The sequence below is a fragment of the Janthinobacterium sp. genome, from assembly GCF_031995485.1.
Lineage (GTDB): Bacteria > Pseudomonadota > Gammaproteobacteria > Burkholderiales > Burkholderiaceae_D > Janthinobacterium.
This window is the reverse complement of record NZ_DAMAGB010000038.1, coordinates 1-25,961: the sequence shown is the minus strand read 5'-3', so window position 1 is coordinate 25,961 and position 25,961 is coordinate 1. Positions and strand designations below refer to the sequence as shown.

Here is a 25,961-nt window from a genome sequence, read left to right as displayed (position 1 = left end):
AAGGCCGGGGTCGGACCCTGAGGGTCCGACCCCGGTACTTTAGACTTTGGCGTAAATTTTAATCAAATTTCAGCGCACCTTGCGCCCGCTCCCCAGCGCATCGAGCAACGCCACCAGCTCATTGCGCATCGCGTCGCTCAGGTTCAGGAAGCGGCAGCCGATCTGTACCTGTTCGCCCAGCAAAAACGAGCGGAAGGTGCGCGACAGGCGGATTTCCAGGTCGGCGATCATGACCTTGTTGGGACCGAGTTCCAGCCGCACGCGCGACAGCTTGCGCCCGACATACAAACCGACCGTATCGCGCGGATGGGCGCGCATGCCGATGCCGCCGGCAGAAAAATCATACAGCTGCAATTCATATGGCCGGCCTTCGAGCACGAACGCGGCCAGGTAATACACGCCCAGCGGCGTTTCCAGGCGGGCCGATTCGCGCCGTTCCAGCACCAGGCAGTGGCTGGGGAAGTTGGTCAGGTAGACATTGGGCCGGTCGGGATAGGCTTCCCATTCGCCGTTGATGGTAAATTGCAGCTTGGCGTTCTGTACCCACGACACGAAGGTGGCGCTGCCGGGCGGCAGGATCTGGCCTTCGTTCAGTTCCAGCACGAATTGCGGCAGCTCGTCATCGACCGACAGCACGCGCGCCAGGATGGCGTCGTCGCTGCCGTTGGCGTAGATGGAAATCGCGTCGCCAGTATCGGCCAGGCTGCACAGGGTTTCCCCGATATCCCACGGATCGCTCATATGGTGCGGCTTGGTGCCCGGCGCCATCGGTTCGGCGACATCGGCCAGGCTGGGCGCACCTTTGCGCAGGGGATTGGGAATGGGATCGTTCACAACGGCTATCTCTTATGTTCTGTTGGGCAATAGTGTATAGGCATACGGCAATATTTACTAAGTAAATATTGCTCTTGCAGATATTGCATCTTTTATGGCTGAGCCGATCAGAATTGTTCGTCGGCAGTGAGGTAGCGCCATTGCCCGGTCGGCAGGTCGCCCAGCTTGACCTTGCCGATGCGCACGCGTTTCAGGCCCAGCACACGCAGGCCGACCATCTCGCACATGCGGCGGATCTGGCGCTTCTTGCCTTCGCGCAGCGTAAAACTGAGCTGGTCGTCGTTCTGCCAGCGTACCTTGGCCGGCAGCAGCGGCTTGCCGTCCAGCCACAGGCCATGATTGAGCTTGCGCAGTTCGGTGTCGGGCAGCTTGTCGCCCTTGGTGTATTGCACGCGCACCAGGTATTCCTTGTCGACATCGGTATCGTGGCCGATCAGCTGCTTGGCCACGCGGCCATCCTGGGTCAGCACCAGCAGGCCGACGGAATCGATGTCGAGGCGTCCGGCCGCCACCAGGCTGCGCAGCTGGGTTGGATGGAACTGTTCCGGGCTCTTGTCTTCCGCCCAGCGGTTCTCGGCCTTGATCAGCGCCACGGCAGGGGTGTAGCCGTCTTCGGCCTGGCCGCTGACATAGCCGACCGGCTTGTTGATCAGTACCGTCACGCGCTTCGACTGCTCGGCGGCGGCCTGGCGCTCCACGGTGACGCGCTGGCTCGGATACACCTTGCTGCCCAGCTCGGATACCACCTTGCCGTCCACGCGCACCCAGCCACGGGCGATCCATTCATCGGCTTCGCGGCGGGAGCACAGGCCCAGTTCGGACATGCGTTTGGACAGGCGTAATAATTCTTCGGTCATGGTCTTTGTTTCGTCAAGGGTAGAGCGGTGCGCGGAAGGTCAGACCTTCAGCGCATCGAGTAAATCGGTTTCCAGCAAAATCTGGTTGCGGGCATTGTTGAGGGCCGGGCCATCGACCAGGAACACATCTTCCACCCGCTCGCCCAGGGTCATGATCTTGGCCGTGTGCAAATTGATGCGGTATTTGGTCAGCACGTTGGCAATCGAATACAGCAGGCCCGTGCGGTCGTTGGCGGCCACCGACAGCAGGTAGTACTGGCCCCGCTCGTCGGGCCGCAGGTCGACCGTCGGCTGGAACGGAAAGGTGCGCGACAAGCGCGACAATCGTCCCTTGCCGGGCGGCGGCAGCGGCGCCTGCGACAGCAGCAGCTCGCCCAGTTCATGCTCGATCAGGCTGATGATGTCGCGGTAGCTCTTGGCAAAACTCTGTTCCGTCACCAGGAAGGTGTCGAGCGCATAGCCGTTCTTCGTGGTGTGGATCTTGGCGTCGAGAATGCTGAAATTCTTGCGGTCGAAATAGCTGCAGATGCGCGCGAACAGATCGGGCTGGTCGGGCACATACACGGCCACCTGCAGGCCTTCGCCGATCGGCGCGAGGCGGCATTTTACCACTGGCAGTTTGCTGTCGAGCTTGTCGTACAGCGAGCGCGTCTGCCAGGCGATGTCGGACGCGTCGTGGCGCAGGAAATACGCCACGTCGAGCTGCTGCCACAATTTGACGTGGGCATCCGGCGGCAAGCCGTACAGGCGCAAGGTGGACAGTGCTTCCTGCTGGCGGTTCTTCAGTTCGCGGTCGGCCGAATGGGGCTCGCCGCCCAGCACGCGCAGCGTCACCTTGTACAGGTCTTCGAGCAGCTTGCCCTTCCAGGCATTCCACACCTTCGGGCTGGTGCCGCGGATGTCGGCCACCGTCAGCAGATACAGCCCGGTCAGGTGGCGTTCGTCGCCGACGACCCTGGCAAACGCCTCGATCACCTCGGGGTCGGACATGTCCTGCTTTTGCGCCACGTGCGACATGGACAGATGGTTTTCCACCAGGAAGGCCACCAGTTCCGTCTCTTCCGCCGACATGCCGTGCTCTTCGCAGAACTGGGTGGCGTCGGCCACGCCGAGCTTGGAATGGTCGCCGCCGCGGCCCTTGGCGATATCGTGGAACAGCGCCGCCACGTACAGCAGCCACGGTTGCGAAAAATCGGCCATCAGCTGGCTGCAGTACGGATATTCGTGCGCGTGTTCGCTCATCGTGAAGCGGCGCATGTTGCGCACCACCATCAGGATATGCTGGTCCACCGTGTAGACGTGGAACAGGTCGTGCTGCATCTGGCCGACGATGCGGCGGAAATTCGGCAGGTAGCGCCCGAGAATGCTCATCTCGTTCATGCGGCGCAGCGCGTGGATGATGCCGACGGGCGCCTTCATGATGCGCAGGAACAGTGCGCGGTTGAGCGGATCCTGGCGGAATTGCGCGTCGATCTTGAAGCGCGCATGCCACAGCGCGCGGGTGGCGCGCGAGGTCATGCCCTTCAGGGCCGGGCGTTCGGTCATCAGGACAAAAATTTCCAGCATCGCCGATGGGTATTGTTCGAACGTATCGTCGGCGCTGATGTCGATCAGGCTGTTGACTTCATTGAAGCGGGGATTGATGGCGACCGGCACATCGTCCTGCGGGAACAGCCGCGCCTCGATATTTTGCAGCAGGATGGTATTGAGCTGGGTGACCGTCTTGGCGGCCCAGTAATAGCGCTGCATCAGGAACTCGCTGGCGCGGCGCATGTGCGGCCCGCTGCCGGTGGCGTGCAGGCCCAGCGATTCGGCGATCGCCGTCTGCACATCGAATACCAGCCGGTCTTCGCGCCGTCCGGCATGCAGGTGCAGGCGCACGCGGATATCCTTGAAGGCACGTTCCTTTTCCATCAGCTGGCGCGCTTCCGTCAGCGTGATCAGGCCGCTGGTGGCCAGGGTGCGCCAGGAGTTGGCCAGCCCGGCCGCCTTGGCGACCCATAAAATGACCTGCAGGTCGCGCAGGCCGCCCGGGCTTTCCTTGCAGTTCGGCTCCAGGCTGAACGCCGTGTCTTCGTACTTGGCGTGGCGCTGGCGCATTTCCGCCGTCTTGGCCTGGAAGAAGGCCTGCGGGTCCATCGCCGCCGCATAGCGCTGCTGCAGCTGCGTGAACAAGGCCTCGTTGCCGCATACCAGGCGCGCTTCGAGCAGGCTGGTCTGCACCGTGATGTCGGCCTTCGATTCGCTCAGGCATTCGTCGATGGTGCGGATGCTGTGGCCGATTTCCAGTCCCAGGTCCCACAGCAGCTGCACCAGCTCCTCCAGCTTTTCCGTGGTCGGCGCGTCGGGCGCCTGTTCCAGGAGGATCAAGAGGTCGATATCGGAATACGGAAACAGTTCGCCGCGGCCATAGCCGCCCACCCCGACCAGCGCCGTGCCGGCGGGCAGCGCGGCGGCTTCCCAGGCGCGCGCCAGCACGCCATCGACGCTCTGGCGCAGGTTGCGCAGCAGCTTTTCGGGCTTGCCATCGGCCTGGAAGGCGGCAATGACGACCTGGCGGTCGGCTTTCAGTTGCTGCTTGAGCTCTTCGCGTACATGCTTTTTCATCGGTGCCCTGGGGTGGCTGCTGCGGCTGCTGGTGGAAAATCAGGCTTTTTGCTGGATAAAGGCCGGCGGTGGCGGCATCTGCGGCGACACGGTCAGGATTTCATAGCCGCTTTCCGTCACCAGCACCGTGTGTTCCCATTGCGCCGACAGGCTGCGATCGCGGGTCTTGATGGTCCAGCCATCGTTCATTTCGCGGATCTCGCGGCGGCCCGCATTGATCATCGGCTCGACCGTGAAGATCATGCCCGCTTCCAGGCGTTCCAGCGTACCAGGCTTGCCGTAGTGCAGCACTTGCGGCTCTTCATGGAACACCTTGCCGATGCCGTGGCCGCAAAATTCGCGCACCACGCTGTAGCCGGCTTTTTCGGCATGCTGCTGGATCGCATGGCCGATATCGCCCAGGTGTGCGCCCGGCTTGATCTGGTCGATGCCCAGCCACATGCATTCATAGGTGATTTCCGCCAGGCGCTTGGCCAGGATGGTCGGCGTGCCGACCAGGAACATGCGGCTGTTGTCGCCGTGGTAGCCATCCTTGATGACGGTGATGTCGAGGTTGACCGAATCGCCGCTTTTCAGCACCTTGTCGCCGGGAATGCCGTGACAGATGACGTCGTTGACGGACGTGCAGATGGCTTTCGGATACGGCGTGTAGCCGGGCGGGCAGTAGTTGAGCGGGGCAGGGATGGAGCCTTGTACATTGACCATGTATTCGTGGCACAGGCGGTCGAGTTCGCCCGTGGTGACGCCGACCTTGACGAAGGGCGTGATGTAGTCGAGCACTTCTGCGCCCAGCTTGCCGGCGACGCGCATGCCTTCGATGTCGGCGGCGGTATTGATGCGGATGGTGGACATGGGTGGTTCGCAATCTGAAAAATGTTCTGTGGGAAGCGCAGCGCGCGGCAACGTTGCCGCAAGAGGGTGGCTGGAAGTGCTCCCCGAGGGCTGCGGCGGCTGCAGATAGGTTGAAATTATAAACGAGACGGGGGCGCTTCGCCGCCTTGCGGCCCTGTGGCAACACTGTGAGCGCCCCAGGCTATCCCCGGGCGCCAGTCTGCGCCGCACAGGCAAGTTTGACTTGATGCGGGCGCCGTTTCAGTGTAGAATCCCGGGTTGCTTGAATTCTCTTTCTGGCAATGCAAGAAACAGCCTGCAGCTGGGCTGAATTTAATTTACATAAACACGCGAATCCGGTCGACAAGGGTGCCTGTATGGTGACTGATCGGATTCCAGACCCAACCCTGGAGTTAATAATGTCCGTAACAATGCGCGAAATGCTGGAAGCCGGTGTCCACTTTGGTCACCAAACCCGTTTTTGGAATCCAAAAATGGCACCGTTCATCTTCGGCCACCGCAACAAGATCCACATCATCAACCTGGAAAAAACCATGGCGATGTACCAGGACGCAATGAAGCACGTGCGTCAACTGGCTGCAAACCGTGGCACCATCCTGATGGTTGGCACCAAGCGTCAAGCTCGCGAAATCATCGCTGCTGAAGCACAACGCGCTGGCGTGCCTTTCGTTGATCAACGCTGGTTGGGCGGCATGCTGACCAACTTCAAGACGATCAAGACCTCGATCAAGCGCCTGAAGGACATGGAAGCGATGATCGAAGATGGTTCGATCGAAAAGCTGTCGAAAAAAGAAGCGCTGATGTTCTCGCGCGAAATGATCAAGCTGCAAAAATCGATCGGCGGCATCAAGGACATGGGCGGCGTTCCTGACGCAATCTTCGTCGTTGACGTTGGCTACCATAAAGGCGCGATCACCGAAGCCGCAAAACTGGGCATCCCGGTCATCGGCGTGGTCGATACCAACCACTCGCCAGAAGGCGTGAACTTCGTTATCCCAGGTAACGATGACTCGTCGAAAGCCATCATGTTGTACGCTCGCGGTGTTGCTGATGCAATCATCGAAGGCCGTGCAGCTGCCGGTAACGAAGTAGTTGAAATGGTTAAAGCCGCTGCTGGCGACGAATTCGTCGAAGTCAACGAACAGGCTTGATGCCACGCTGTCCCAGGGCAGCGGTTTGTAAAGCACAGCAGTAACGGAAAAGGGGTGGCAGCAGCTCCCCCTTTTTTTTAACAAAAACCGATAGTGCCGGCTGGCGAGGCAAGACCTGCGCCGCGGCTATCGACTCACCGAATCAGGAGAAACACATGGCAGCGATTACAGCAGCGATGGTAGGCGAACTGCGCGGCAAGACCGACGCACCAATGATGGAATGCAAAAAAGCACTGACCGAAGCCGAAGGCGACATGGCGCGTGCGGAAGAGATCCTGCGCGTCAAACTGGGCGGCAAGGCATCGAAAGCATCGGCACGCATCACCGCCGAAGGCGTGGTGGCAACCTACATCGCCAACGGCGTAGGCGCGCTGGTCGAAGTGAACTCGGAAACCGACTTCGTTGCGAAAAACGACGACTTCCTGGCGCTGGCAAACAATGCCGCCCGCCTGGTTGCGGAACACAACCCGGCTGACGTTGCTGCCCTGCTGGCCCTGCCACTCGATGGCAAGACCCTGGAAGACGTGCGCGCTGCCCTGATCGGCAAAATCGGCGAAAACATGACCATCCGCCGCTTCCAGCGCTTCGAAACCAGCGGCAAGCTGGCGTCGTACGTGCACAGCTCGCGCATTGGCGTGATCGTCGAATTCGACGGCGCCGATGAGCAAGTTGGCAAAGACGTGGCGATGCACATCGCTGCGATGAAACCGGTATCGCTGTCGTCCGACCAGGTGCCTGCGGAACTGATCGAAAAAGAGCGTTCGGTTGCAAAACTGAAAGCCGAAGAAGACGCAGCCAAAGCGGCCGCCGAAGGCAAGCCAGCGCAATCGCCGGAAATCCTGGCCAAGCGCCTGGAAGGCTCGGTACAGAAGTACCTGAAAGAAGTATCGCTGCTGAACCAGGCTTTCGTGAAAAACGACAAGCTGTCGATCGAGCAAATGCTGAAAGCTGCTGACACCACCGTCAAGTCGTTCGCCATGTACGTGGTGGGCGAGGGCATCGAGAAGAAACAAGACGACTTCGCAGCAGAAGTCGCAGCACAGATGGCTGCCTCCCAGGGAGCGTAATCAAAGCGGGCCGAGAGGCCCGTTTTTTTGGTCCGCCCGCAGCCCAGCCTGCCGGGCGGCCGCATGGCAGCCGGCGCGCCTATCCGGCGCTGCCAGGCGCTGTGCCATGTCATACTCGAATAACCTCATTTATGGAGCCCCAGCTCATGTCAAAACCAGCCTACAAGCGTGTCCTTCTGAAGTTGTCCGGTGAAGCCCTGATGGGCGATGATCCCTACGGCATCAATCGCGCCACGATCGAGCGCATGGTCGCCGATGTGGCCGAGGTGGCAAAACTGGGCGTGGAACTGGCCATCGTGATTGGCGGCGGCAATATCTTCCGCGGCGTCGCACCTGGTGCGCAAGGCATGGACCGCGCCACCGCCGACTACATGGGCATGCTCGCCACCGTGATGAATGCGCTTGCGCTGGCCGATGCCATGCGCCATGTCGGCATCACCGCGCGCGTCATGTCCGCGATCGGCATCGAGCAGGTAGTCGAGCCGTATGTGCGCCCGAAAGCTCTGCAATACCTGGAAGAAGGCAAGGTCGTCGTGTTTGCCGCCGGCACCGGCAATCCGTTCTTCACCACCGACACGGCCGCCGCCCTGCGCGGTGCCGAGATCAGCGCCGAAATCGTCCTGAAAGCCACCAAGGTCGACGGCGTCTACACGGCCGACCCGCAGAAGGACCCGAACGCCACGCTGTTTCACACGATTACGTTCGACGACGCCATCGCCAAGCACCTGCAAGTGATGGACGCCACCGCGTTTGCCCTGTGCCGCGACCAGAAACTGCCGATCAAGGTGTTTTCGATCACGAAACCAGGCGCACTGATGCGTGTCATCATGGGCGAAGACGAAGGAACCCTGGTTCACGTATAAGGGAAACGGAGCGCCGGCAAACCGCCCATGGCTGCGTTGCAGCGCCTCGCCGTACTGTCAGTACGGTCTTCGGCGCCGCGCCTTGCCCTGAGCGGTTTTCGACACTCCCGGCTGCGTTACCATTTATACCTGCAAGCGAAATAGAAATATTCATTATTATCAAGATATAAAGGAGGGCTTATGTCCTTAGCTGACGTTAAAAAGAACACCCAGGAACGCATGGCCAAGTCGCTGGAAACACTGAAGGCCGACCTGGCCAAGGTGCGTACCGGCCGCGCCCACACGGGTATCCTGGACCACGTGATGGTCGAGTACTACGGTTCGCCGACGGCGCTGACCCAGGTTGCCAACGTGACCCTGGTCGACGCGCGCACCATCGGTGTGCAGCCGTATGAAAAGAAGATGGCCACCACCATCGAGAAAGCCATCCGTGATGCCGACCTGGGCCTGAACCCGTCGGCGCAGGGCGACATGATCCGCGTACCGACCCCGCCGCTGACCGAAGAGCGCCGCAAGGAGATGGTCAAGCTGGTCAAGAGCGAAGCGGAAGACGCGAAAATTGCCGTGCGCAATATCCGCCGCGACGCCAACGAGTCGCTGAAAAAACTGGTCAAGGACAAGGCCTGCTCCGAAGACGACGAGCGCCGCTCGTCCGACGAAGTGCAGAAACTGACGGACAAGTTTATCGCCGACATCGACAAGATGGTGGTCGATAAAGAAAAAGAAGTGCTGACAGTCTAGTCTTCAGTCACTTGACGCACTGCCCGGGACGGCTACGCTATCCCGGGCAGTGCCATTTGGCGCATAATAGCGATCTTTTCATTTGGTATTATTGTTTTCATGATCTATTCGAGTTCGACAACGGCGGTACCCGACGTGGGCTGCGTGCCACGCCATCTGGCAATCATTATGGATGGCAACGGCCGTTGGGCAACCAAACGCTTTCTGCCTCGCGTGGCTGGCCACGTCAAAGGCGCCGAAGCCGTGCGCGGCGTGGTCGAGGCCTGCCTTGACCGTGGCATCGAATACCTGACCCTGTTTGCTTTCAGTTCCGAAAACTGGCGCCGCCCCGAAGAAGAAGTGTCGATGCTGATGCGCCTGTTCGTCACCATGCTCGAACGCGAAGTGGTGCGCATGCACGCCAACGATATCCGCCTGAAGGTGGTGGGTGACATGTCGCGCTTCAACACGCAGTTGCAGGAGCTGGTGGCCAACGCCGAGCGCAAGACGGCCGGCAACAGCCGCCTGACCGTGACCATATGCGCCAACTATGGCGGGCGCTGGGACATCATGCAGGCAGTTAATCAAATGACAGCCGAGTCCGTTGCCAACGGTGTCGCTGCCGGGCATGCCTATACCGAAGAGGAACTGGCGCCGCACCTGGCCATGGCCTATGCCCCCGAACCCGACCTGTTCATCCGCACCGGCGGCGAACAGCGCATTTCCAATTTCCTGCTGTGGCAACTGGCGTACACTGAACTGTTTTTCACTGAAACGTTTTGGCCCGACTTCAATGTCGACAGCCTCGACGCGGCCATCGCGTCTTACCAGCAACGCGAACGGCGCTTTGGCCGTACCAGCGCGCAACTAACCGAAAAGACAAACTGATGCTGAAAACACGGATAATCACCGCCCTGGTCTTGTTGGCGGTCTTGCTGCCGGTTCTGTATCTTGATTATTTCCCTGCCTTCGCCGTGATCGCCACGGCGTTCTTCGGCGCTGCCGTGTGGGAAAGCTTTCGTATCTTCAAAAGCCGCCAAGCGCTGCTGATTGCCGCCGTCTGGACGGCCGCATTTGCCTATACCTTCTTTTTCAGCAATGGCATGGCCCAGCTCAACTTCTGGTATGCGCTGTGCGTGGCCATCTGGCTGATCCGCTTCGTGCCCTCGCTGGCCACTGGCTTGCCGCCGCCCGAGGGCCTGGGCAATACCTTGCTCAGCCTGGTGTACGCGGTGACCATCGTCGGCTGCTTTGTCGCCATCGTGGCGCTGTTCATGCACAGTCCGTTGTACCTGCTGTCGGTGATGGCGCTGGTGTGGATCGCCGATATCGGCGCCTATTTTTCCGGCAAGGCTTTCGGCAAGCGCAAGCTGGCGCCCAGCATCTCGCCCGGCAAATCGTGGGAAGGCGCGATCGGCGGCTGCATCGCCGTGCTGGTCATCGCCGCCATCACCATCTTTGCCGCGCCCTCGGCGCCCTGGCTGCAGGACACGTTTGCGGTGCAACTGCAGCTGCGCCGCGGCTGGCCGATGACCTTGCTGGTCCTGCTGGTGCTGGTGGCGGCGAGCATCGTCGGCGACCTGTTCGAATCCCAGCTCAAGCGCCGCGCCGGCATCAAGGACAGCAGCAACCTGCTGCCTGGCCACGGCGGCGTGCTCGACCGCATCGATGCGCTGATCCCCGTCTTGCCATTTGCCGCGCTGGTAGGCAGCTGGCTATAAGGAAAACCTTTCAATGCAATACATCACCATACTTGGAGCGACCGGTTCGATCGGCGTCTCCACGCTGGACGTGCTCGCGCGTCATCCCGAACAGTACAGCGTGTATGCGCTGTCGGCCCACGGCAAGGTGGCCGAACTGGCCGCCCAGTGCCAGCAGTTCCGTCCGCAGCGCGCCGTCGTCGGCACGCCGGAAGCGGCGCAGGAACTGAGCCGACTGTTGCGCGAGCTGGGCGTGGCCACCGAAGTCGATTACGGCGTCGAGGCGCTGTGCGCGATTGCCAGCGCGCCGCAAGTAACGAGCGTCATGGCGGCCATCGTTGGCGCAGCCGGCCTGGCGCCGACCCTGGCGGCGGCCCGCGCCGGCAAGAAGGTGTTATTGGCCAACAAGGAAGCGCTGGTGATGTCGGGCCAGCTGTTCATGGATGCGGTGCAGGAAAACGGCGCCGTCCTGCTGCCGATCGACAGCGAGCACAATGCGATCTTCCAGTGCCTGCCGCACAATTACGGCCGCGTGCCGCAGGCGTCCGGCGTGGCGAAGATCGTGCTGACCGCGTCCGGCGGGCCGTTCCTGACGCGCGACGTCGAGTCGCTGGACAGCGTAACGCCCGACCAGGCGTGCAAGCATCCGAAATGGGTGATGGGGCGCAAGATTTCGGTCGATTCGGCCACCATGATGAACAAGGGCCTGGAAGTGATCGAGGCGCACTGGCTGTTTGGTGCGCCGGCCGACCAGATCGAGGTGCTGATCCATCCGCAGAGCGTGATCCATTCGATGGTGTCGTATGTCGACGGTTCCGTGCTGGCCCAGCTGGGCAACCCGGACATGCGCACGCCGATCGCCAATGCGCTGGCCTGGCCCGAGCGCATCGCCTCGGGCGTGGCGCAGCTGGACCTGGCACAGGTCGCCTGCCTGCAGTTCGAACGGGCCGACATGCTGCGCTTCCCGTGCCTGCAGCTGGCCTACGATGCGCTGCGCGCGGGCGGCACCGCGCCGGCCCTGCTGAACGCGGCCAATGAAGTGGCGGTGCAGGCCTTCCTCGACCTGCGCATCGGCTTCCGCGATATCGACAAGGTGGTGGCGCACGTGATCGACACGGTGCCGCATGGCGCGGCGTCAAGCATCGAGACCGTGCTGGAACAGGACCGCCTGGCGCGCGCCTGCGCGCAGGCCCATATCGCCGGCAGCCTGGCCGCATGACGCTTATCACAACCTTGCTGGCGTTTATTGTCGCGCTGGGCTCGCTGGTCACGCTGCACGAGCTGGGCCACTATCTGGTGGCGCGCCTGTGCGGCGTGAAAGTGCTGCGCTTTTCCGTCGGCATGGGCAAAGTCGTGTATTCGCGCAAGTTCGGCAAGGACCAGACCGAATGGGCGATTTCCGCGCTGCCGCTGGGCGGCTACGTGAAAATGCTCGACAGCCGCGATCCCGATACCGGCGTGCTGGCGGAGGCCGACCTGGCGCGCGAATTCACGCGCCAGAGCGTATGGCGCCGCATGGCCATTATCGCCGCCGGTCCGCTGGCCAATTTCCTGGTTGCCATCGTGCTGTACGCGGGCCTGTTCATGCATGGCATCGAAGAGCCGTCCAGCCGCATCGGCCCGGTGGCCGAACAGAGCAGTGCGTATCTGGCAGGACTGCGCAGCGGCGACACGGTGCAGGCCGTCAACGGCCGGCCGGTGGCCAGCTGGACCGAATTGCGCTGGGAGCTGATGCAGGCCGCGCTCGACAAGCAGGCCGCGCGCATCGAAGTGCGCCGTCCGGACCGCGGCGTGCAGCAGGCGACCATACCGGCGGCCAGCCTGGCCGCGCTGGACATGGAAGGCGATGTGCTGGGCAAGCTCGGCATCGTGCTGGCGCGCCCCGCACCCGTGCTGGGCAAGATCATGCCGGGTGGCGCCGCCGAGCGCGCCGGCCTGCAGTCGGGCGACCTGATCCTCGCCATCGACGCCCAGCCGATGACGGACGGCATCGCGGTGATCGAAACGCTGATGCGCTCGCCCGGCAAGACGCTGCAGGTGCTGCTGCGCCGCCACGGCCAGGACCTCACCGTGCCGGTCACGCCGGACGCCGAGGCAGCCAAGGGCGCCAACGGTGGTCAAGCGAGTGGCCAGGGAGCTGTAACAGTTGGTAAGATCAAGGCCGAGATTGCTTTGACGCCAGATATGATCGTCGTCGCATCCGGTCCGTTTGCCGCCGTCGGCAAGGGTGCCGTCAAGGTCTGGGACACCAGCATCATGAGCCTGAAAATGCTGGGCAAGATGCTGACCGGCGAAGTATCGCTGAAGAATGTGACGGGGCCGATTACCATTGCCGACTACGCGGGCCAGACGGCGCGCGTGGGCCTGGTGAGCTACCTGAGCTTCATCGCCTTCATCAGTATCAGTCTGGGCGTGATGAATTTGCTACCCATTCCTGTTCTGGATGGCGGGCATTTGCTGTATTATTCGCTGGAAGTTTTGACCGGACGCCCCTTGCCGGAACGCGTAGGCGAGATTGCCCAGCGCCTGGGGCTCGGTCTGTTGCTGACCTTGATGGTGCTTGCCGTCTTCAATGACGTGCTGCGGCTGCTCAACTAATGCCATTGTTCCTGCCATTGCGTGAGTCGCACAAGCAATCTTTTGTGTATGTTGTCCACCGATTTATCCATTGATTAGCCAATGAAATTACATTCTGCTCGTTTTGCCTTGCCTTCCTTTCGTCGCAGCCTGATCGGCGCTGCCGTCATGGCCTTCTGTTCCGGCCACGCCTTCGCCGCCGCTCCTTTTACTGTCAAGGACATCCGGGTCGAAGGCATCCAGCGCACCGAAGCGGGCACCGTGTTCAGCTACCTGCCGGTGCGGGTCGGCGAGACCTTTTCCGACGAGAAGAGCGCCGCCACCATCAAGGCCCTGTATGCGACGGGCTTCTTCAAGGACGTGCGCCTGGAAGTCGATGGCGACGTGCTGGTGGTGCTGGTCGAGGAGCGTCCGGCGATTGCCACGGTGGAGTTCACGGGCACCAAGGAATTTGAAAAAGACGTGCTGGTCAAGGCACTCAAGGAAATCGGCGTCGGCGAGGCGAAGATTTTCGACAAGGCGTCGGTCGACCGCGCCGAACAGGAACTCAAGCGCCAGTATCTGTCGCACGGCCTGTATGGCGTGAAGATCACCACCACCGTCACGCCGATCGAGCGCAACCGCGTCAACGTGGTGTTTGCCGTCGACGAGGGTGACGTGGCCCGCATCAAGCAGATCAATATCGTCGGCAACAAGGCCTTTACGGACAAGGAACTGCGCGAGCAGCTGGCCCTCAATACGGGCGGCTGGTTCAGCTGGTACACCAAGGCCGACCAGTATTCGAAGACCAAGCTGACCGGCGACATCGAGTCGCTCAAGTCCTACTACCTGGACCGCGGCTATATCGAGATGCAGGTCGACTCCACGCAAGTGTCGATCACGCCCGATAAAAAAGACATCTACCTGACGATCAATATCACCGAGGGTGAAAAGTACAAGATCGCCGGCACCAAGTTCGAAGGCGAGATGTTCGGCCGCGAAGAGGAACTCAAAGCGCTGAACCTGATGCGCGAAGGCGAAATCTATTCGGGCGCACGCCTGACTGCCACCAACAAGCGTATCCAGGACCGCCTGGCGACCTTCGGCTATGCCTTCGCCAACGTCAACGCCAATCCGGAGATCAACCGCGAGAAGCATGAAGTGGGTTTCACCTTCTTCATCGATCCGGGCAAGCGCGTCTACGTGCGCCACATGAATATCGCCGGCAATACCACCACGCGCGATGAAGTGATCCGCCGCGAATTCCGCCAGTTCGAATCGTCCTGGTACGACAGCAACAAGATCAAGCTGTCGCGCGACCGCGTCGACCGCCTGGGCTACTTCAAGGACGTGACCATCGATACGCCTGAAGCGCAGGGCACGAGCGACCAGGTCGACGTCAACGTGACGGTGGTGGAAAAACCGACCGGCAACTTCCTGATCGGCGGCGCGTTCTCGCAATCGGAAAAATTCACGCTGTCGGCGTCGATCTCGCAGGCCAACTTTGCCGGTAGCGGCAACACGGTCGGCATCGAACTCAATACCAGCCATTACAGCCGCACCATCGCGTTTTCGCAGACCAATCCGTACTACACGGATGACGGCATCTCGCGCAGCTTCGAGATCTACCTGCGCACCACCGAACCGCCGGCGCTGAACATCGGCAGCTACAAGATCAAGCAGACCGGCGGCCGCGTCAGCTACGGCGTGCCGTTCTCGGAAGTCGACACCATCTTCTTCGGCATCGGCGCCGAGCGTTCGCAGATCGAAACCGACTCGACCAGTCCGCTGCGCTTCCGCCAGTACGTGATCGACAACGGCGGCCCGTCCGACGGCATCGGTTCGGCCACCACCAACTCGATCCCGCTGACGGCAGCCTGGCAGCGTGACAGCCGCGACAGCGCCTTGACGCCGTCGATCGGCCGCTACCAGCGCGTCAATCTCGAGGCCGATCTGATCGGCGACCAGAAATACTTCCGCGCCATTTATGAGCACCAGTATTTCCGTCCGCTGTTCAGCAAGGTCACGCTGGCCCTGAAGGGCGAGCTCGATTACGGCCACGGTATCGGCAACCACGTGTACCCGGTCTTCAAGAACTTCTACGGCGGCGGCATCGGTTCGGTGCGCGGCTACCTGAGCTCGTCGCTGGGCGCGGTCGAGCCAAGCACCAACGATGCGCTGGGCGGCGCCTCGCGCCTGATCGCCAACGCCGAACTGCAGATGCCATTCCCCGGTTCGGGCAATGACCGCAGCCTGCGCTGGTTCGGTTTCCTGGACGGCGGCCAGGTCTACCAGGAAGGCGAAAAGATGCGTATCTCGCAATTGCGCTATTCTGCTGGTCTGGGGATCAGCTGGATTTCTCCGGTCGGCCCGCTCAAGCTGAGCTATGCCAAGCCGTTGAATGCCAAGCCGACCGACCGCCTGGAGCGCTTCCAGTTCCAGATGGGTACCGGTTTCTGACCGGCATCCGCATGGCGCGCCAGCTTACACTTTTTGACCATGGAGTATCATGAATACCGCATCCGCCATCCTGCCCAAGTCCCTTGCCGTCATCGCATTGTGCTGGAGTTCGCTGTTGCCGGTGCAGGCGCTGGCCCAGGAATCGAAAATCGCCTGGATCAGCAGCGAACGTATTTATAACGAGTCGAAGCTGGCCAAGCAGGCCAGTGCCAGGCTGGCCGAAGAATTCCGCTCGCGCGAAAAGGCGGTGCAGGAACTGGGCGCCCGCTTCAAGGTAGCCAACGAAGCGCTGGAAAAAGACTTGCCGAACCTGAGCGAGACCGAGCGGGCCAAGCGCCAGCGCGAGTTTTTCGAACTGGACAAGGAACTGCAGCGCCGCCAGCGCGAGTTCCGCGAAGACCTGAGCCAGCGCACCAACGAAGAGCGCAGCGCCATCGCGGAAAAAGCCAACACCATCATCCAGCAGATGGCGCATGTCGAAGGCTATGACATCGTGCTGCAGGAAGCCCTGTGGGCCAGCCCGCGCATCGACATTACCGACAAGGTCTTGAAGGCGCTGGACAAGTAACAGTTTTTAAACCTGCCAGTGGCGTGCCGTGAGCATGCACGATACGCTGGCAGGGTATTTATAAAGGTAAAAGATGGGCACTCGACTAGGAGATTTGGTCGAACGCTTCGGCGGACAACTGGCGGGCGACGCCAACCTGGAAGTCACAGGCATCGCACCGCTGGCCGACGCCGGCGCTTCGCACATCAGCTTTCTCAGCAATAGCAAATTCCGCGCGCAGGCCGCCGCCAGCGGCGCTGCCGCGCTGATCCTCACGCCGGCCGACGACGCGCTGATCGGCCCCGAATACGCCGGCGCGCGCATCGTCACACCGAACCCCTATGTGTATTTCGCGCGCGCGGCGCAGTATTTTTACGCCCTGGCCGAGATCAAGGCGCCGCCCGGCATCCACGCCAGCGCCATCGTTGATCCTTCTGCACAGGTCGACCCAAGCGCGTCGGTCGGGCCGCGCGCCGTGATCGAGGCGGGCGCCGTGATTGGCCCGGGCTGCATGATCGGCGCCGGCTGCGTGATCGGCCGCGAGGCGGTCATTGGTGCAAACACGCAGCTGTTCGCCAGCGTCACCTTCCATGCGCGCTGCGTGATCGGCGAACGCGGCATCATCCATTCGGGCGCCGTGATCGGTACCGACGGCTTCGGCTTTGCCAACGAGGGCGGCGTGTATATCAAGATACCGCAGACGGGCAGGGTAGTGATCGGCGACGATGTCGATATCGGCGCCAATACCACCATCGACCGCGGCGCGCTGGCCGACACCGTCATCGAAGACGGCGTCAAGCTCGATAACCAGATCCAGATCGGCCACAACTGCCATATCGGCGCGCACACGGCCATGGCCGGCTGCGTCGGCGTGGCCGGCAGCGCCGTGATCGGCAAGTACTGCACCTTCGGCGGCGCGGCCATGGTGCTGGGCCACCTGACGATCGCCGACCGGGTCCACGTGGGCTCGGGCAGCATGGTGTCGCGCTCGATTCTCGAGCCGGGCCAGTACACCGGCTTTTATCCGCTGGCGAAGAACGCCGACTGGGAAAAAAGCGCCGCCATCGTGCGCAATCTCACCAGCATGCGCGAAAAGATCCGCGCGCTGGAAAAAACCATCAAAACACTGACCAAGCAAGACGAAAAATGACGACTACTGAAAACAAGACCCTCGACATCCTGGCCATCAAATCGCTGCTGCCGCACCGCTATCCGCTGCTGCTGGTGGATCGCGTGCTGACCTGGGAATCGGGCAAGACCATCACCGCCATCAAGAACGTGACCGTCAACGAAGAATTCTTCCAGGGCCACTTCCCGCACAAGCCGGTGATGCCGGGCGTCTTGATGATCGAGGCGCTGGCACAGACGGCGGCGCTGCTGTCGTTCCTGACGATGGGCGTGAAACCGGACGAAAATTCGGTGGTGTACTTTGTCGGCATCGACAATGCGCGCTTCAAGCGTCCGGTCGAACCGGGCGACCAGCTGAAGATGGACGTCGAGATCCTGCGCGTGTCGCGCGGCATCTGGAAATACAAGGCGATCGGCACGGTCGACGGCAAAGTGGCGCTGGAAGCGGAACTGATGTGCACCATCCGCAGCGCGCAGGATGCAAGCCAGTCCGCAGCCCAGTCCACGAGCCAGCCAGCGGGTCAGTAAGATGGCGGCCATCCACTCCACCGCGGTCATCGATCCGAAGGCCGAGCTCGATAGCTCGGTCGAAGTGGGTCCGTACACCATCATCGGCCCGAACGTACGCATCGATGCCGGCACCAGGGTCGGCCCGCATGTCGTGATCGAAGGCCATACCAGCATCGGCAAGGACAACCAGCTGTTCCAGTTCTCGTCGATCGGCGCCCAGCCGCAAGACAAGAAATGGGCCGGCGAGGCGACCCGCCTGGAAATCGGCGACCGCAACACCATCCGCGAATTCTGTACCTTCAACACCGGCACGGTGCAGGGCGGCGGCGTGACCCAGCTGGGCAACGACAACTGGATTTCGGCCTATGTGCACCTGGCGCACGACTGCAAGGTCGGTAGCCACACGATTTTCTCGAACAATGCGCAATTGGCTGGCCACGTGGAAATCGGCGACTGGGTCATCATGAGCGGCTTTGCCAACGTGCACCAGTTCTGCAAGATCGGCCCGCATGCGTTTGTCGGCATGAGCACCAGCCTGACCCAGGACGTGCCGCCATTCGTGCTGCTGAACGGTAATCCGGCGGCCGCGCATGGCGTCAATATCGAAGGCCTGAAACGCCGCGGCTTTACGCGCGAGCAGATCAACGGCATCCGCACCGCCTACAAACTGATCTACCGCTCGAACCTGACGCTGGAAGAATCGAAGGCGGCGCTATTCGAAGAAGAGCAGGCGTCCTCGCCCGAGGTGGCCGAACATATCCGCGCCATGCGCGAATTTTTGGGCGTGGCCTCGCGTGGCATCGTCCGATAAGCTCTCCGTCGCCATCGTTGCCGGCGAGGTGTCGGGCGACCTGCTGGCCAGCCGCTTGCTGTCCGGTCTCGCGCCCCAGCTGCCCGGCGCGCGCTTCCACGGCATCGGCGGCGAGCATATGGCAAAGGAAGGTTTTGTATCGGACTGGCCGCTGGAAAAACTGACGGTGCGCGGCCTGTTCGAGATCATTCCCCGCTACCGCGAAATCAAGGGCATCCAGAACGCGCTGCGCGACCAGCTGATCGCCGAGCGGCCAGCCGTGTTTATCGGTGCCGACTATCCGGGCTTCAACCTGGGGCTGGAGCAGCAGCTGAAAGCGGCCGGCATCCCCACCGTGCATTACATCGGACCGCAGATCTGGGCCTGGCGCGGCGGACGCATCAAGAAAATCATCAAGGCCGTTTCGCACATGCTGGTGATCTTTCCGTTCGAGGAAGAGATCTACCGCAAGGCGGGCGTGCCGGTGACCTATGTCGGCCATCCGCTGGCCGAGATGATCCCGCTGCAGCCGGACGAAGCTGCCGCGCGCCGCACCCTGGGCTTGCCGGAAGACGCCAATGTGGTGACCCTGATGCCGGGCAGCCGCATGGGGGAACTCAAATACAATACGGTGGCGTTTGTCTCTGCCTGCAAGCTGCTGCTGGCGCGCGACCGTTCGTTGCGCTTTGTCGCGCCGATGGCCGGCGACAAGCAGCGCCAGTATTTCCTGCAACTGGTGAAAGAAGCCGGCCTGCAGGACGTCGAGATCATGCTGACGGATGGCGGTTCGCACACGGCGATTTGCGCCGCCGATGCGGTGCTGGTGGCGTCGGGTACCGCCTCGCTGGAAGTGGCGCTGTACAAAAAGCCGATGGTGATCGCCTACAAGATGATGCGGGCCTCGTGGGAAATCATGCGCCACATGGGCTACCAGCCGTGGATCGGCCTGCCCAATATCCTCGCGCGCGACTACCTGGTGCCGGAGCTGCTGCAAAACGCGGCCAGCCCTGAAGCGCTGGCCGACGCCGTGTGGCAGCAGCTGAGCGACATACCGGGCCGCCTGCGCCTGGTGCAGCGCTTTACCGACATGCACCACAGCCTGCTGCGCGACAGCGCGCACAACAGCGCCAATGCGGTGATGCAGGTCATCGCCGCCAACAAGAAATAAACAAACTGAAGATTCAACGTGAAAAATATTTATCCCGGCCTGTTTGACGACTTGCCATTCTCGCTCGATGAAATCATCTGCGGCGTCGACGAGGCAGGGCGCGGTCCGCTGGCCGGCCCCGTGTTCGCCGCCGCCGTGATCCTCGACCCGAACCAGCCGATCGACGGCCTGCGCGACTCGAAAAAACTCTCCGAGGCCAGGCGCGACCTGCTGGCGCCGCAGATCCGCGCCAAGGCGCTGGCGTGGGCGATCGCCGAAGCGTCCGAAGAAGAAATCGACCGCCTGAATATCCTGCAAGCGTCGATGCTGGCCATGCGCCGCGCCGTCGAAGCGCTGGCCACCATTCCAACCCTGGCCCTGATCGACGGCAACCGCTGCCCCGTCATGCCGGTCCGCGGCATGGCCATTATCGGCGGCGACGACAAGGTCGATTCGATCTCGGCCGCCTCGATCCTGGCCAAAACGGCGCGCGACGCGGCGCTGGTGCAGCTGCATGCGCAGTATCCCGAATACTGCTTCGACCAGCACAAGGGCTACGGCACCAAGCTGCATATCGAGCGCCTGCACCTGCATGGCGCCTCGCCCGTGCATCGCCGTTCGTTCGCACCGGTGCGCAATGTGATCGAACTGTTTGGCGGCCAGGAGCTGGCCGCATGAAGACGATTACCTCGCGCGACAACGCGCAATACAAGGATTTGCTGAAACTGGCCGGCAGCTCGCAGGCGCGCCGCAAGTCGGGCCGCACCCTGCTCGACGGCGTGCATCTGTGCCAGTCTTACCTGCAGCTGCGCGGCCTGCCCGAGCAGTGCATCGTCAGCGAAAGCGCCTTGCGCAATCCGGAAGTGATGGACATCGTCGGCCAGCTGGAAAGCCGGCGTGCCCATGTGCTGGGCCTGCCGGACGCGCTGTACAACGCGGTCAGCCAGGTCGAACATGGCGTGGGCGTGATGTTCCTGATCGAGACGCCCGAGCGCGCCGTGACGGCGCCGGTGACGGTGTCGGCGGTGCTGCTCGACAACCTGCAGGACCCGGGCAATGTCGGCTCGGTCCTGCGCAGCGCGGCGGCCGCCGGCATCACCCAGGTTTACTGCAGCGCCGGCACGGCGTTCTGCTGGTCGCCCAAAGTGCTGCGCGCGGCGATGGGCGCGCACTTCGTGCTCGATATTTTTGAAAACGTCGACCTGGCCGCGCTGGTGTCGAACGCCCGGGTCGCCACGCTGGCCACCAGCGGTTATGCGACGCAGCGCCTGTACGACCTCGACCTGCGCCAGCCGGTGGCCTGGCTGTTCGGCCATGAAGGGCAGGGCGTGGCCGACGATCTGCTGTCGATGGCCACGCACCAGGTGGTGATCCCGCACTTGGGCCAGATCGAGTCGCTCAACGTGGCCGCCTGCGCCGCCGTCTGCTTCTTCGAACAGGTGCGCCAAACTCAATCCTGAACGGGCCAGTCATGTCTTTCCCTTTGCTCGCTGATGGTGCCGTGCGTGACGACGCCTGGTGGCGCCAGGTGGCCGCGCTGTATCCCGCGCCGCCGGGCGACATCGTCAATCTCGAACACGGGTATTTCGGCGCCATGGCGTCACCGGTGCAGGCCGCCTTCGAGCAGGCTGTGCGTTACACCAACGAGCAGCTCAGTCCCTTCGTGCGCGGCGCGTTTACGCATCAACACGTCGACATCCTGCGCGCCCGCATCGCCGCGCTGATCCACGCCGAGCCGCACGAGATTTTGCTGACGCGCAGCGGCACCGAATCGATGCAGGTGCTGATCACGCAATACCACGGCCTGGCGCCCGGCGACACCGTGTTGTGGAGCAATCTCGATTACCCTGCCATGCGCACCGCCATGCGCTGGCTGGCGCAGCGCCGTGGCGTCACCGGCACGCAAGTGACATTGCGCCTGCCCGCCAGCGACGACGAGATCATCGCCCGCTACGCGCAAGCCATGCGCGACGCCGTCAGCCCCAAGCTGCTGCTGCTGTCGCAGGTGACGCCGGCCAACGGCCAGCAGCTGCCGATCAAGGAAATCATGGCGCTGGCGCGCGCACACGGCATCGACGTGCTGCTCGACAGCGCCCATGCGCTGGGCCAGCTCGAAGTGGACGTGCAGGCGATGGAGGTCGATTTCGCCGGTTTCAATCTGCACAAATGGATAGGCGCGCCAGCGGGACTCGGTGTCGTGTATATCCGCGCCACGCAGCTGCACAAGATCGAGCCCCATTTTGGCGACGACGATTATCCGCTGGACGATATTCGCAGCCGCCTGCACATGGGCATGCCGCCGATAGCCGCCATCCTGGCGGCGCCGGCCGCGATAGATTTTCATGAAAGCCTGGGCGGCACTGCTGCCAAGCGCGAGCGCCTGGCCTGGCTGCGCAATGACTGGGTCAGCCGCGCCGCGCAACTGCCCGGCGTACGCCTGCTGTCGCCACTGGACGCGGCAAGGGGCACGGCGCTGGTGGCGTTTGCGGTCGACGGCATGGAAGCGCGCGCCCTGCAGCAGGCCTTGCTGAATCGCTTTGGCGTCTTTACCGTGCAGCGCAATATCGGCGACATCGACGTCGTGCGCGCCACAGTGGCCATTACCACCACCACCGAGGAACTGGACCGTCTGGTGGCGGCGCTGGCCATCCTGGGTAGCGAGGCTGCCGCAGGCTGATGCGGAACACTCAATATTCGCGGCGGTTCGGCTTGATTTCCTGCAGGATCGTCGTCGAGATTTCTTCGATCGACTTGGTGGTCGACGACAGCCAGCGGATGCCCTCGCGTTTCATCATTTTTTCCGCCTCGTTGACTTCGTAACGGCAGTTTTCAATTGCCGCATACTTGCTGCCGGCGCGCCTTTCGTTGCGTATTTCCGACAAACGTTCGGGCGTAATGCTTAATCCAAAAATTTTATTCTTGAATTCGTACAAGGCCGACGGCAGCTTGTCGCGCTCGAAATCGTCCGGAATCAGCGGATAGTTGGCCGCCTTGATGCCGTATTGCATGGCCAGATACAGGCTGGTCGGGGTCTTGCCCGAGCGCGATACGCCGACCAGGATCACGTCTGCCGACGACAGGTTCTTGTGCGACTGGCCATCGTCGTGCGCCAGCGAATAATTGATCGCCTCAATGCGGTTTTTGTATTCTTCGCTGTCGACGATATTGTGCGAACGGCCGATGGTATGGGTCGACATCACGCCCAGTTCCTGCTCCAGCGGCGCGACGAAGGTCTGGATCAGGTCCATGTGCATGCCGCTGGACTTGCGGATCACGGCCGACAGGTCGGTTTTCACCAGCGTCGAAAAGATAATCGGGCGCTGGCCATCGGCGATAAACGCTTCGTTGATCTTGCGCGCCGCCTCATACGCCTTGTCCATGGTGTCGATGAACGGCAGGCGCACCTGGCGAAAGCGCAGTTCGAATTGCGACAGCACGGAATGGCCGAACGTTTCGGCGGTAATGCCGGTGCCGTCGGAGACGAAGAAAACGGTACGGGCCGCGGAGGGCAGGGGTTGGCGTGGTTCGATTGTCATAATCTTCGGTCAAGTTGTGCGTCGTCAATTTGCGCTGCACAATGTAAAATGGCTGGAACGGTATTGATTGTGCTGCACGACGCCAAGAATAACAAGAAGACTGTCTGTGCGCCGCGCCTAAAGATTTCTAATCAGTAAGGGTGTCATTATGACCAACGCAGCATTGCAGGAGCAGCAACAAGTTGAGGGAGCAGACCAGAACGCGGTCTACGTCGCCTCGTTCGAACATTTGCGCATGACCGATGTCGAGTCCGTCGGCGGCAAGAACGCTTCGCTGGGCGAGATGATCAGCCAGCTGGCCGAAGCCGGCGTGCGTGTGCCTGGCGGTTTCGCCACCACGGCGCAAGCCTTCCGCGACTTCCTCGCCTACAGCGCCAACGGTGGCCTGCCACTGGCGCAGCGCATCGCCGACCGCCTGGAAGGCCTGGACATCGACGACGTGCGTTCCTTGGCGCAAGCCGGCGCCGAAATCCGTCAATGGATCGTCGAAACGCCATTCCAGCCGCGCCTGGCCGCCGAGATCGATGCCTTCTACGCCAGGCTGGTGGCCGATTCCGATACCGAAATGTCGTTTGCGGTGCGCTCGTCCGCTACCGCGGAAGACTTGCCGGACGCCTCGTTCGCGGGCCAGCAGGAAACGTTTTTGAACGTGGTCGGCATCGACAACGTACTGGACGCCATGAAACAGGTGTTCGCCTCGCTGTACAACGACCGCGCCATCTCGTACCGCGTGCACAAGGGTTTTACGCACGCTGAAGTGGCCTTGTCGGCCGGCGTGCAGCGCATGGTGCGCTCGGACCTGGGCGCAGCCGGCGTGATGTTTACCATCGACACCGAATCGGGCTTCAAGGACGTGGTGTTCGTCACCTCCAGCTATGGCCTGGGCGAGACCGTGGTGCAGGGCGCCGTCAATCCGGACGAATTCTATGTCCACAAGCCGATGCTGGAAAAAGGCAAGTCGCCTGTGATCCGCCGCAATATCGGCTCCAAGCTGCTGAAGATGGAATTCACGAACGAAGCGAAAGCGGGCCGTTCCGTGAAAACCGTCGACGTGCCGGTCGAAATGCGCAACCGTTATTCGTTGAACGACAGCGAAGTGGTGGAACTGGCGAAATACGCCGTCATCATCGAAAACCATTACGGCCGTCCGATGGACATCGAATGGGGCAAGGATGGCCGCGACGGCAAACTGTATATCCTGCAGGCGCGTCCTGAAACCGTGAAATCGCAGCAGAAGGCGACCGACGTGCAGGAACGCTTCAAGCTGAAAAGCACCGGCACTGTATTGACCTCGGGCCGTGCAATCGGCCAGAAGATCGGCGCCGGTCCCGTGCGCGTGATCCATGACCCGGCCGACATGGAACGCGTGCAGCCCGGCGACGTGCTGGTAGCCGACATGACCGACCCGAACTGGGAACCGGTCATGAAGCGCGCCTCGGCGATCGTCACCAACAGGGGCGGGCGTACCTGCCACGCGGCGATCATCGCGCGTGAGCTGGGCGTGCCGGCCGTGGTCGGTTGCGGCGACGCCACCGACGTGCTGAAAGACGGCACGTTCGTCACCGTGGTGTGCTCCGAAGGCGACGAAGGCAAGATCTACGACGGCCTGCTGGAGACGGAAGTGTCGGAAGTGTCGCGCGGCGAACTGCCGAAGCTCGACACCAAGATCATGCTCAACGTGGGCAATCCGCAGCTGGCGTTCGACTTCCAGTCGGTGCCGAATGCCGGCGTGGGCCTGGCCCGCCTGGAATTCATCATCAATAACAATATTGGTGTGCATCCGCGCGCAATCCTGGAATACCCGAATATCGACGCCGACCTGAAAAAAGCGGTGGAATCGGTGGCCCGCGGCCATGCATCGCCAAAAGCGTTTTACATCGACAAGCTGGCCGAAGGCATTGCCACCATCGCCGCCGCGTTCTGGCCGAAAAAAGTCATCGTGCGCCTGTCCGACTTCAAGTCGAACGAGTACAAGAAGCTGATCGGCGGTTCGCGCTACGAGCCGGACGAAGAAAACCCGATGCTGGGCTTCCGCGGTGCGGCGCGCTACCTGTCGGCCGACTTCTCCGAAGCGTTCAACATGGAATGCGAAGCGATGAAGCGCGTGCGCAACGACATGGGCCTGACCAACGTGGAAATCATGGTGCCGTTCGTGCGGACGCTGGGCCAGGCCGAGAAAGTGATCGACCTGCTGGCGAAAAACGGCCTGAAGCGCGGCGAGAACGAACTGCGCGTCATCATGATGTGCGAAGTGCCGTCGAACGCCATCCTGGCCGACCAGTTCCTCGACCATTTCGATGGTTTCTCGATCGGCTCGAACGACCTGACCCAGCTGACCCTGGGCCTGGACCGCGATTCCGGCATGGAACTGCTGGCCGCCGACTTCGACGAGCGCGACCCTGCCGTCAAGGCGCTGCTGTCGCTGGCCATCAAGGCCTGCCTGGCGCGCGGCAAGTACATCGGCATCTGCGGCCAGGGTCCTTCGGATCACCCTGACTTCGCCGTCTGGCTGATGGAGCAGGGCATCGAATCGATGTCGCTCAATCCCGACTCGGTGATCGACACCTGGCAAAAACTGGCGGCACTGAAAGCGTAAGCCTTTCACTGTCCCGATAAAAAACCCGCTGCCGGCAATG

At 61.9% G+C, this 25,961-nt stretch carries 23 protein-coding genes; 18 read left to right on the top strand and 5 right to left on the bottom strand.

From position 1 onward, the window contains the following. Window positions 1-69 precede the first annotated feature (69 nt). From RTQ46_RS19295 to map, 4 genes are all read right to left on the bottom strand, one after another. Window positions 70-834, bottom strand: coding sequence for a PilZ domain-containing protein (locus tag RTQ46_RS19295; RefSeq protein WP_312439148.1), 765 nt, complete (start codon window positions 832-834; stop codon window positions 70-72). 107 nt (window positions 835-941) lie between these two features. Continuing rightward, window positions 942-1,691 (bottom strand): pseudouridine synthase, encoded by a 750-nt coding sequence (locus RTQ46_RS19290; RefSeq protein ID WP_312439147.1) that lies wholly within the window; start codon window positions 1,689-1,691, stop codon window positions 942-944. Window positions 1,692-1,730: 39 nt separating this feature from the next. Then, entirely contained in the window at window positions 1,731-4,298 is a 2,568-nt protein-coding gene (locus RTQ46_RS19285; RefSeq protein WP_312439145.1) for a [protein-PII] uridylyltransferase, read from the bottom strand. A 39-nt stretch (window positions 4,299-4,337) separates the two neighbouring features. Further along, complete coding sequence (gene map, locus RTQ46_RS19280) at window positions 4,338-5,150, bottom strand: type I methionyl aminopeptidase (RefSeq protein WP_312439144.1); 813 nt, start codon at window positions 5,148-5,150, stop codon at window positions 4,338-4,340. A 398-nt stretch (window positions 5,151-5,548) separates the two neighbouring features. Between map and rpsB the strand changes: the two genes are divergently transcribed. From rpsB to RTQ46_RS19195, 17 genes are all read left to right on the top strand, one after another. After that, window positions 5,549-6,301 (top strand): 30S ribosomal protein S2, encoded by a 753-nt coding sequence (gene rpsB / locus RTQ46_RS19275; protein ID WP_065305960.1) that lies wholly within the window; start codon window positions 5,549-5,551, stop codon window positions 6,299-6,301. 155 nt (window positions 6,302-6,456) lie between these two features. Beyond that, window positions 6,457-7,368: a translation elongation factor Ts gene (gene tsf, locus RTQ46_RS19270; protein WP_312439138.1), complete on the top strand. Its 912-nt coding sequence runs from the start codon at window positions 6,457-6,459 to the stop codon at window positions 7,366-7,368. 146 nt (window positions 7,369-7,514) lie between these two features. Further along, window positions 7,515-8,231, top strand: coding sequence for a UMP kinase (gene pyrH, locus RTQ46_RS19265; protein ID WP_035818156.1), 717 nt, complete (start codon window positions 7,515-7,517; stop codon window positions 8,229-8,231). 180 nt (window positions 8,232-8,411) lie between these two features. Next, window positions 8,412-8,972, top strand: coding sequence for a ribosome recycling factor (frr, locus tag RTQ46_RS19260; RefSeq protein WP_312439132.1), 561 nt, complete (start codon window positions 8,412-8,414; stop codon window positions 8,970-8,972). A gap of 99 nt (window positions 8,973-9,071) precedes the next feature. Further along, window positions 9,072-9,839: a polyprenyl diphosphate synthase gene (gene uppS, locus RTQ46_RS19255; protein WP_312439131.1), complete on the top strand. Its 768-nt coding sequence runs from the start codon at window positions 9,072-9,074 to the stop codon at window positions 9,837-9,839. Further along, window positions 9,839-10,672, top strand: a complete 834-nt coding sequence (locus RTQ46_RS19250) for a phosphatidate cytidylyltransferase (protein WP_312439130.1) — start codon at window positions 9,839-9,841, stop codon at window positions 10,670-10,672. The genes uppS and RTQ46_RS19250 overlap by 1 nt, the downstream gene beginning before the upstream one ends. A gap of 13 nt (window positions 10,673-10,685) precedes the next feature. Next, window positions 10,686-11,870 carry a 1-deoxy-D-xylulose-5-phosphate reductoisomerase gene (gene ispC, locus RTQ46_RS19245; protein WP_312439128.1) on the top strand — a complete coding sequence of 395 codons (1,185 nt, stop codon included), beginning with the start codon at window positions 10,686-10,688 and terminating at the stop codon, window positions 11,868-11,870. Beyond that, entirely contained in the window at window positions 11,867-13,249 is a 1,383-nt protein-coding gene (gene rseP, locus RTQ46_RS19240; RefSeq protein WP_312439126.1) for an RIP metalloprotease RseP, read from the top strand. Before ispC ends, rseP begins: the two co-directional genes overlap by 4 nt. A gap of 81 nt (window positions 13,250-13,330) precedes the next feature. Then, window positions 13,331-15,667 (top strand): outer membrane protein assembly factor BamA, encoded by a 2,337-nt coding sequence (gene bamA, locus RTQ46_RS19235; RefSeq protein ID WP_312439124.1) that lies wholly within the window; start codon window positions 13,331-13,333, stop codon window positions 15,665-15,667. 49 nt (window positions 15,668-15,716) lie between these two features. Then, window positions 15,717-16,235 (top strand): OmpH family outer membrane protein, encoded by a 519-nt coding sequence (locus RTQ46_RS19230; protein WP_312439123.1) that lies wholly within the window; start codon window positions 15,717-15,719, stop codon window positions 16,233-16,235. A gap of 73 nt (window positions 16,236-16,308) precedes the next feature. Further along, complete coding sequence (lpxD, locus tag RTQ46_RS19225; RefSeq protein WP_312439121.1) at window positions 16,309-17,364, top strand: UDP-3-O-(3-hydroxymyristoyl)glucosamine N-acyltransferase; 1,056 nt, start codon at window positions 16,309-16,311, stop codon at window positions 17,362-17,364. Then, on the top strand, window positions 17,361-17,870 hold the full coding sequence (gene fabZ, locus RTQ46_RS19220; protein WP_312439119.1) for a 3-hydroxyacyl-ACP dehydratase FabZ: 510 nt from the start codon (window positions 17,361-17,363) through the stop codon (window positions 17,868-17,870). The genes lpxD and fabZ overlap by 4 nt, the downstream gene beginning before the upstream one ends. A 1-nt stretch (window position 17,871) precedes the next feature. Then, complete coding sequence (gene lpxA / locus RTQ46_RS19215; RefSeq protein WP_312439117.1) at window positions 17,872-18,663, top strand: acyl-ACP--UDP-N-acetylglucosamine O-acyltransferase; 792 nt, start codon at window positions 17,872-17,874, stop codon at window positions 18,661-18,663. Continuing rightward, entirely contained in the window at window positions 18,647-19,810 is a 1,164-nt protein-coding gene (gene lpxB, locus RTQ46_RS19210; RefSeq protein WP_312439115.1) for a lipid-A-disaccharide synthase, read from the top strand. Before lpxA ends, lpxB begins: the two co-directional genes overlap by 17 nt. Window positions 19,811-19,828: 18 nt before the next feature. Further along, window positions 19,829-20,467 carry a ribonuclease HII gene (gene rnhB / locus RTQ46_RS19205; RefSeq protein ID WP_312439113.1) on the top strand — a complete coding sequence of 213 codons (639 nt, stop codon included), beginning with the start codon at window positions 19,829-19,831 and terminating at the stop codon, window positions 20,465-20,467. Next, on the top strand, window positions 20,464-21,249 hold the full coding sequence (locus RTQ46_RS19200; protein ID WP_312439112.1) for an RNA methyltransferase: 786 nt from the start codon (window positions 20,464-20,466) through the stop codon (window positions 21,247-21,249). Before rnhB ends, RTQ46_RS19200 begins: the two co-directional genes overlap by 4 nt. 11 nt (window positions 21,250-21,260) lie before the next feature. Then, a complete protein-coding gene (locus tag RTQ46_RS19195) occupies window positions 21,261-22,466 on the top strand; it encodes an aminotransferase class V-fold PLP-dependent enzyme (RefSeq protein ID WP_312439109.1) in 1,206 nt (401 codons plus the stop codon). Window positions 22,467-22,476: 10 nt separating this feature from the next. On the opposite strand, the gene RTQ46_RS19190 is transcribed toward RTQ46_RS19195, so the two are convergent. Next, window positions 22,477-23,325 carry a pyruvate, water dikinase regulatory protein gene (locus RTQ46_RS19190; protein ID WP_312439108.1) on the bottom strand — a complete coding sequence of 283 codons (849 nt, stop codon included), beginning with the start codon at window positions 23,323-23,325 and terminating at the stop codon, window positions 22,477-22,479. Between the two features lie 148 nt (window positions 23,326-23,473). Here RTQ46_RS19190 and ppsA point away from each other — a divergent pair, with 148 nt between their 5' ends. Continuing rightward, window positions 23,474-25,921 (top strand): phosphoenolpyruvate synthase, encoded by a 2,448-nt coding sequence (gene ppsA, locus RTQ46_RS19185; RefSeq protein WP_312439106.1) that lies wholly within the window; start codon window positions 23,474-23,476, stop codon window positions 25,919-25,921. Window positions 25,922-25,961 lie beyond the last annotated feature (40 nt).

What these genes read in the sequence shown, in the direction of transcription:
- RTQ46_RS19290 (WP_312439147.1), bottom strand. Translation starts at nt 1,691, where the DNA reads ATGACCGAAGAATTATTACGCCTGTCCAAACGCATGTCCGAACTGGGC.
- RTQ46_RS19285 (WP_312439145.1), bottom strand. Translation starts at nt 4,298, where the DNA reads ATGAAAAAGCATGTACGCGAAGAGCTCAAGCAGCAACTGAAAGCCGAC.
- map (WP_312439144.1), bottom strand. Translation starts at nt 5,150, where the DNA reads ATGTCCACCATCCGCATCAATACCGCCGCCGACATCGAAGGCATGCGC.
- rpsB (WP_065305960.1), top strand. Translation starts at nt 5,549, where the DNA reads ATGTCCGTAACAATGCGCGAAATGCTGGAAGCCGGTGTCCACTTTGGT.
- tsf (WP_312439138.1), top strand. Translation starts at nt 6,457, where the DNA reads ATGGCAGCGATTACAGCAGCGATGGTAGGCGAACTGCGCGGCAAGACC.
- pyrH (WP_035818156.1), top strand. Translation starts at nt 7,515, where the DNA reads ATGTCAAAACCAGCCTACAAGCGTGTCCTTCTGAAGTTGTCCGGTGAA.
- frr (WP_312439132.1), top strand. Translation starts at nt 8,412, where the DNA reads ATGTCCTTAGCTGACGTTAAAAAGAACACCCAGGAACGCATGGCCAAG.
- uppS (WP_312439131.1), top strand. Translation starts at nt 9,072, where the DNA reads ATGATCTATTCGAGTTCGACAACGGCGGTACCCGACGTGGGCTGCGTG.
- RTQ46_RS19250 (WP_312439130.1), top strand. Translation starts at nt 9,839, where the DNA reads ATGCTGAAAACACGGATAATCACCGCCCTGGTCTTGTTGGCGGTCTTG.
- ispC (WP_312439128.1), top strand. Translation starts at nt 10,686, where the DNA reads ATGCAATACATCACCATACTTGGAGCGACCGGTTCGATCGGCGTCTCC.
- rseP (WP_312439126.1), top strand. Translation starts at nt 11,867, where the DNA reads ATGACGCTTATCACAACCTTGCTGGCGTTTATTGTCGCGCTGGGCTCG.
- bamA (WP_312439124.1), top strand. Translation starts at nt 13,331, where the DNA reads ATGAAATTACATTCTGCTCGTTTTGCCTTGCCTTCCTTTCGTCGCAGC.
- RTQ46_RS19230 (WP_312439123.1), top strand. Translation starts at nt 15,717, where the DNA reads ATGAATACCGCATCCGCCATCCTGCCCAAGTCCCTTGCCGTCATCGCA.
- lpxD (WP_312439121.1), top strand. Translation starts at nt 16,309, where the DNA reads ATGGGCACTCGACTAGGAGATTTGGTCGAACGCTTCGGCGGACAACTG.
- fabZ (WP_312439119.1), top strand. Translation starts at nt 17,361, where the DNA reads ATGACGACTACTGAAAACAAGACCCTCGACATCCTGGCCATCAAATCG.
- lpxA (WP_312439117.1), top strand. Translation starts at nt 17,872, where the DNA reads ATGGCGGCCATCCACTCCACCGCGGTCATCGATCCGAAGGCCGAGCTC.
- RTQ46_RS19200 (WP_312439112.1), top strand. Translation starts at nt 20,464, where the DNA reads ATGAAGACGATTACCTCGCGCGACAACGCGCAATACAAGGATTTGCTG.
- RTQ46_RS19195 (WP_312439109.1), top strand. Translation starts at nt 21,261, where the DNA reads ATGTCTTTCCCTTTGCTCGCTGATGGTGCCGTGCGTGACGACGCCTGG.
- RTQ46_RS19190 (WP_312439108.1), bottom strand. Translation starts at nt 23,325, where the DNA reads ATGACAATCGAACCACGCCAACCCCTGCCCTCCGCGGCCCGTACCGTT.
- ppsA (WP_312439106.1), top strand. Translation starts at nt 23,474, where the DNA reads ATGACCAACGCAGCATTGCAGGAGCAGCAACAAGTTGAGGGAGCAGAC.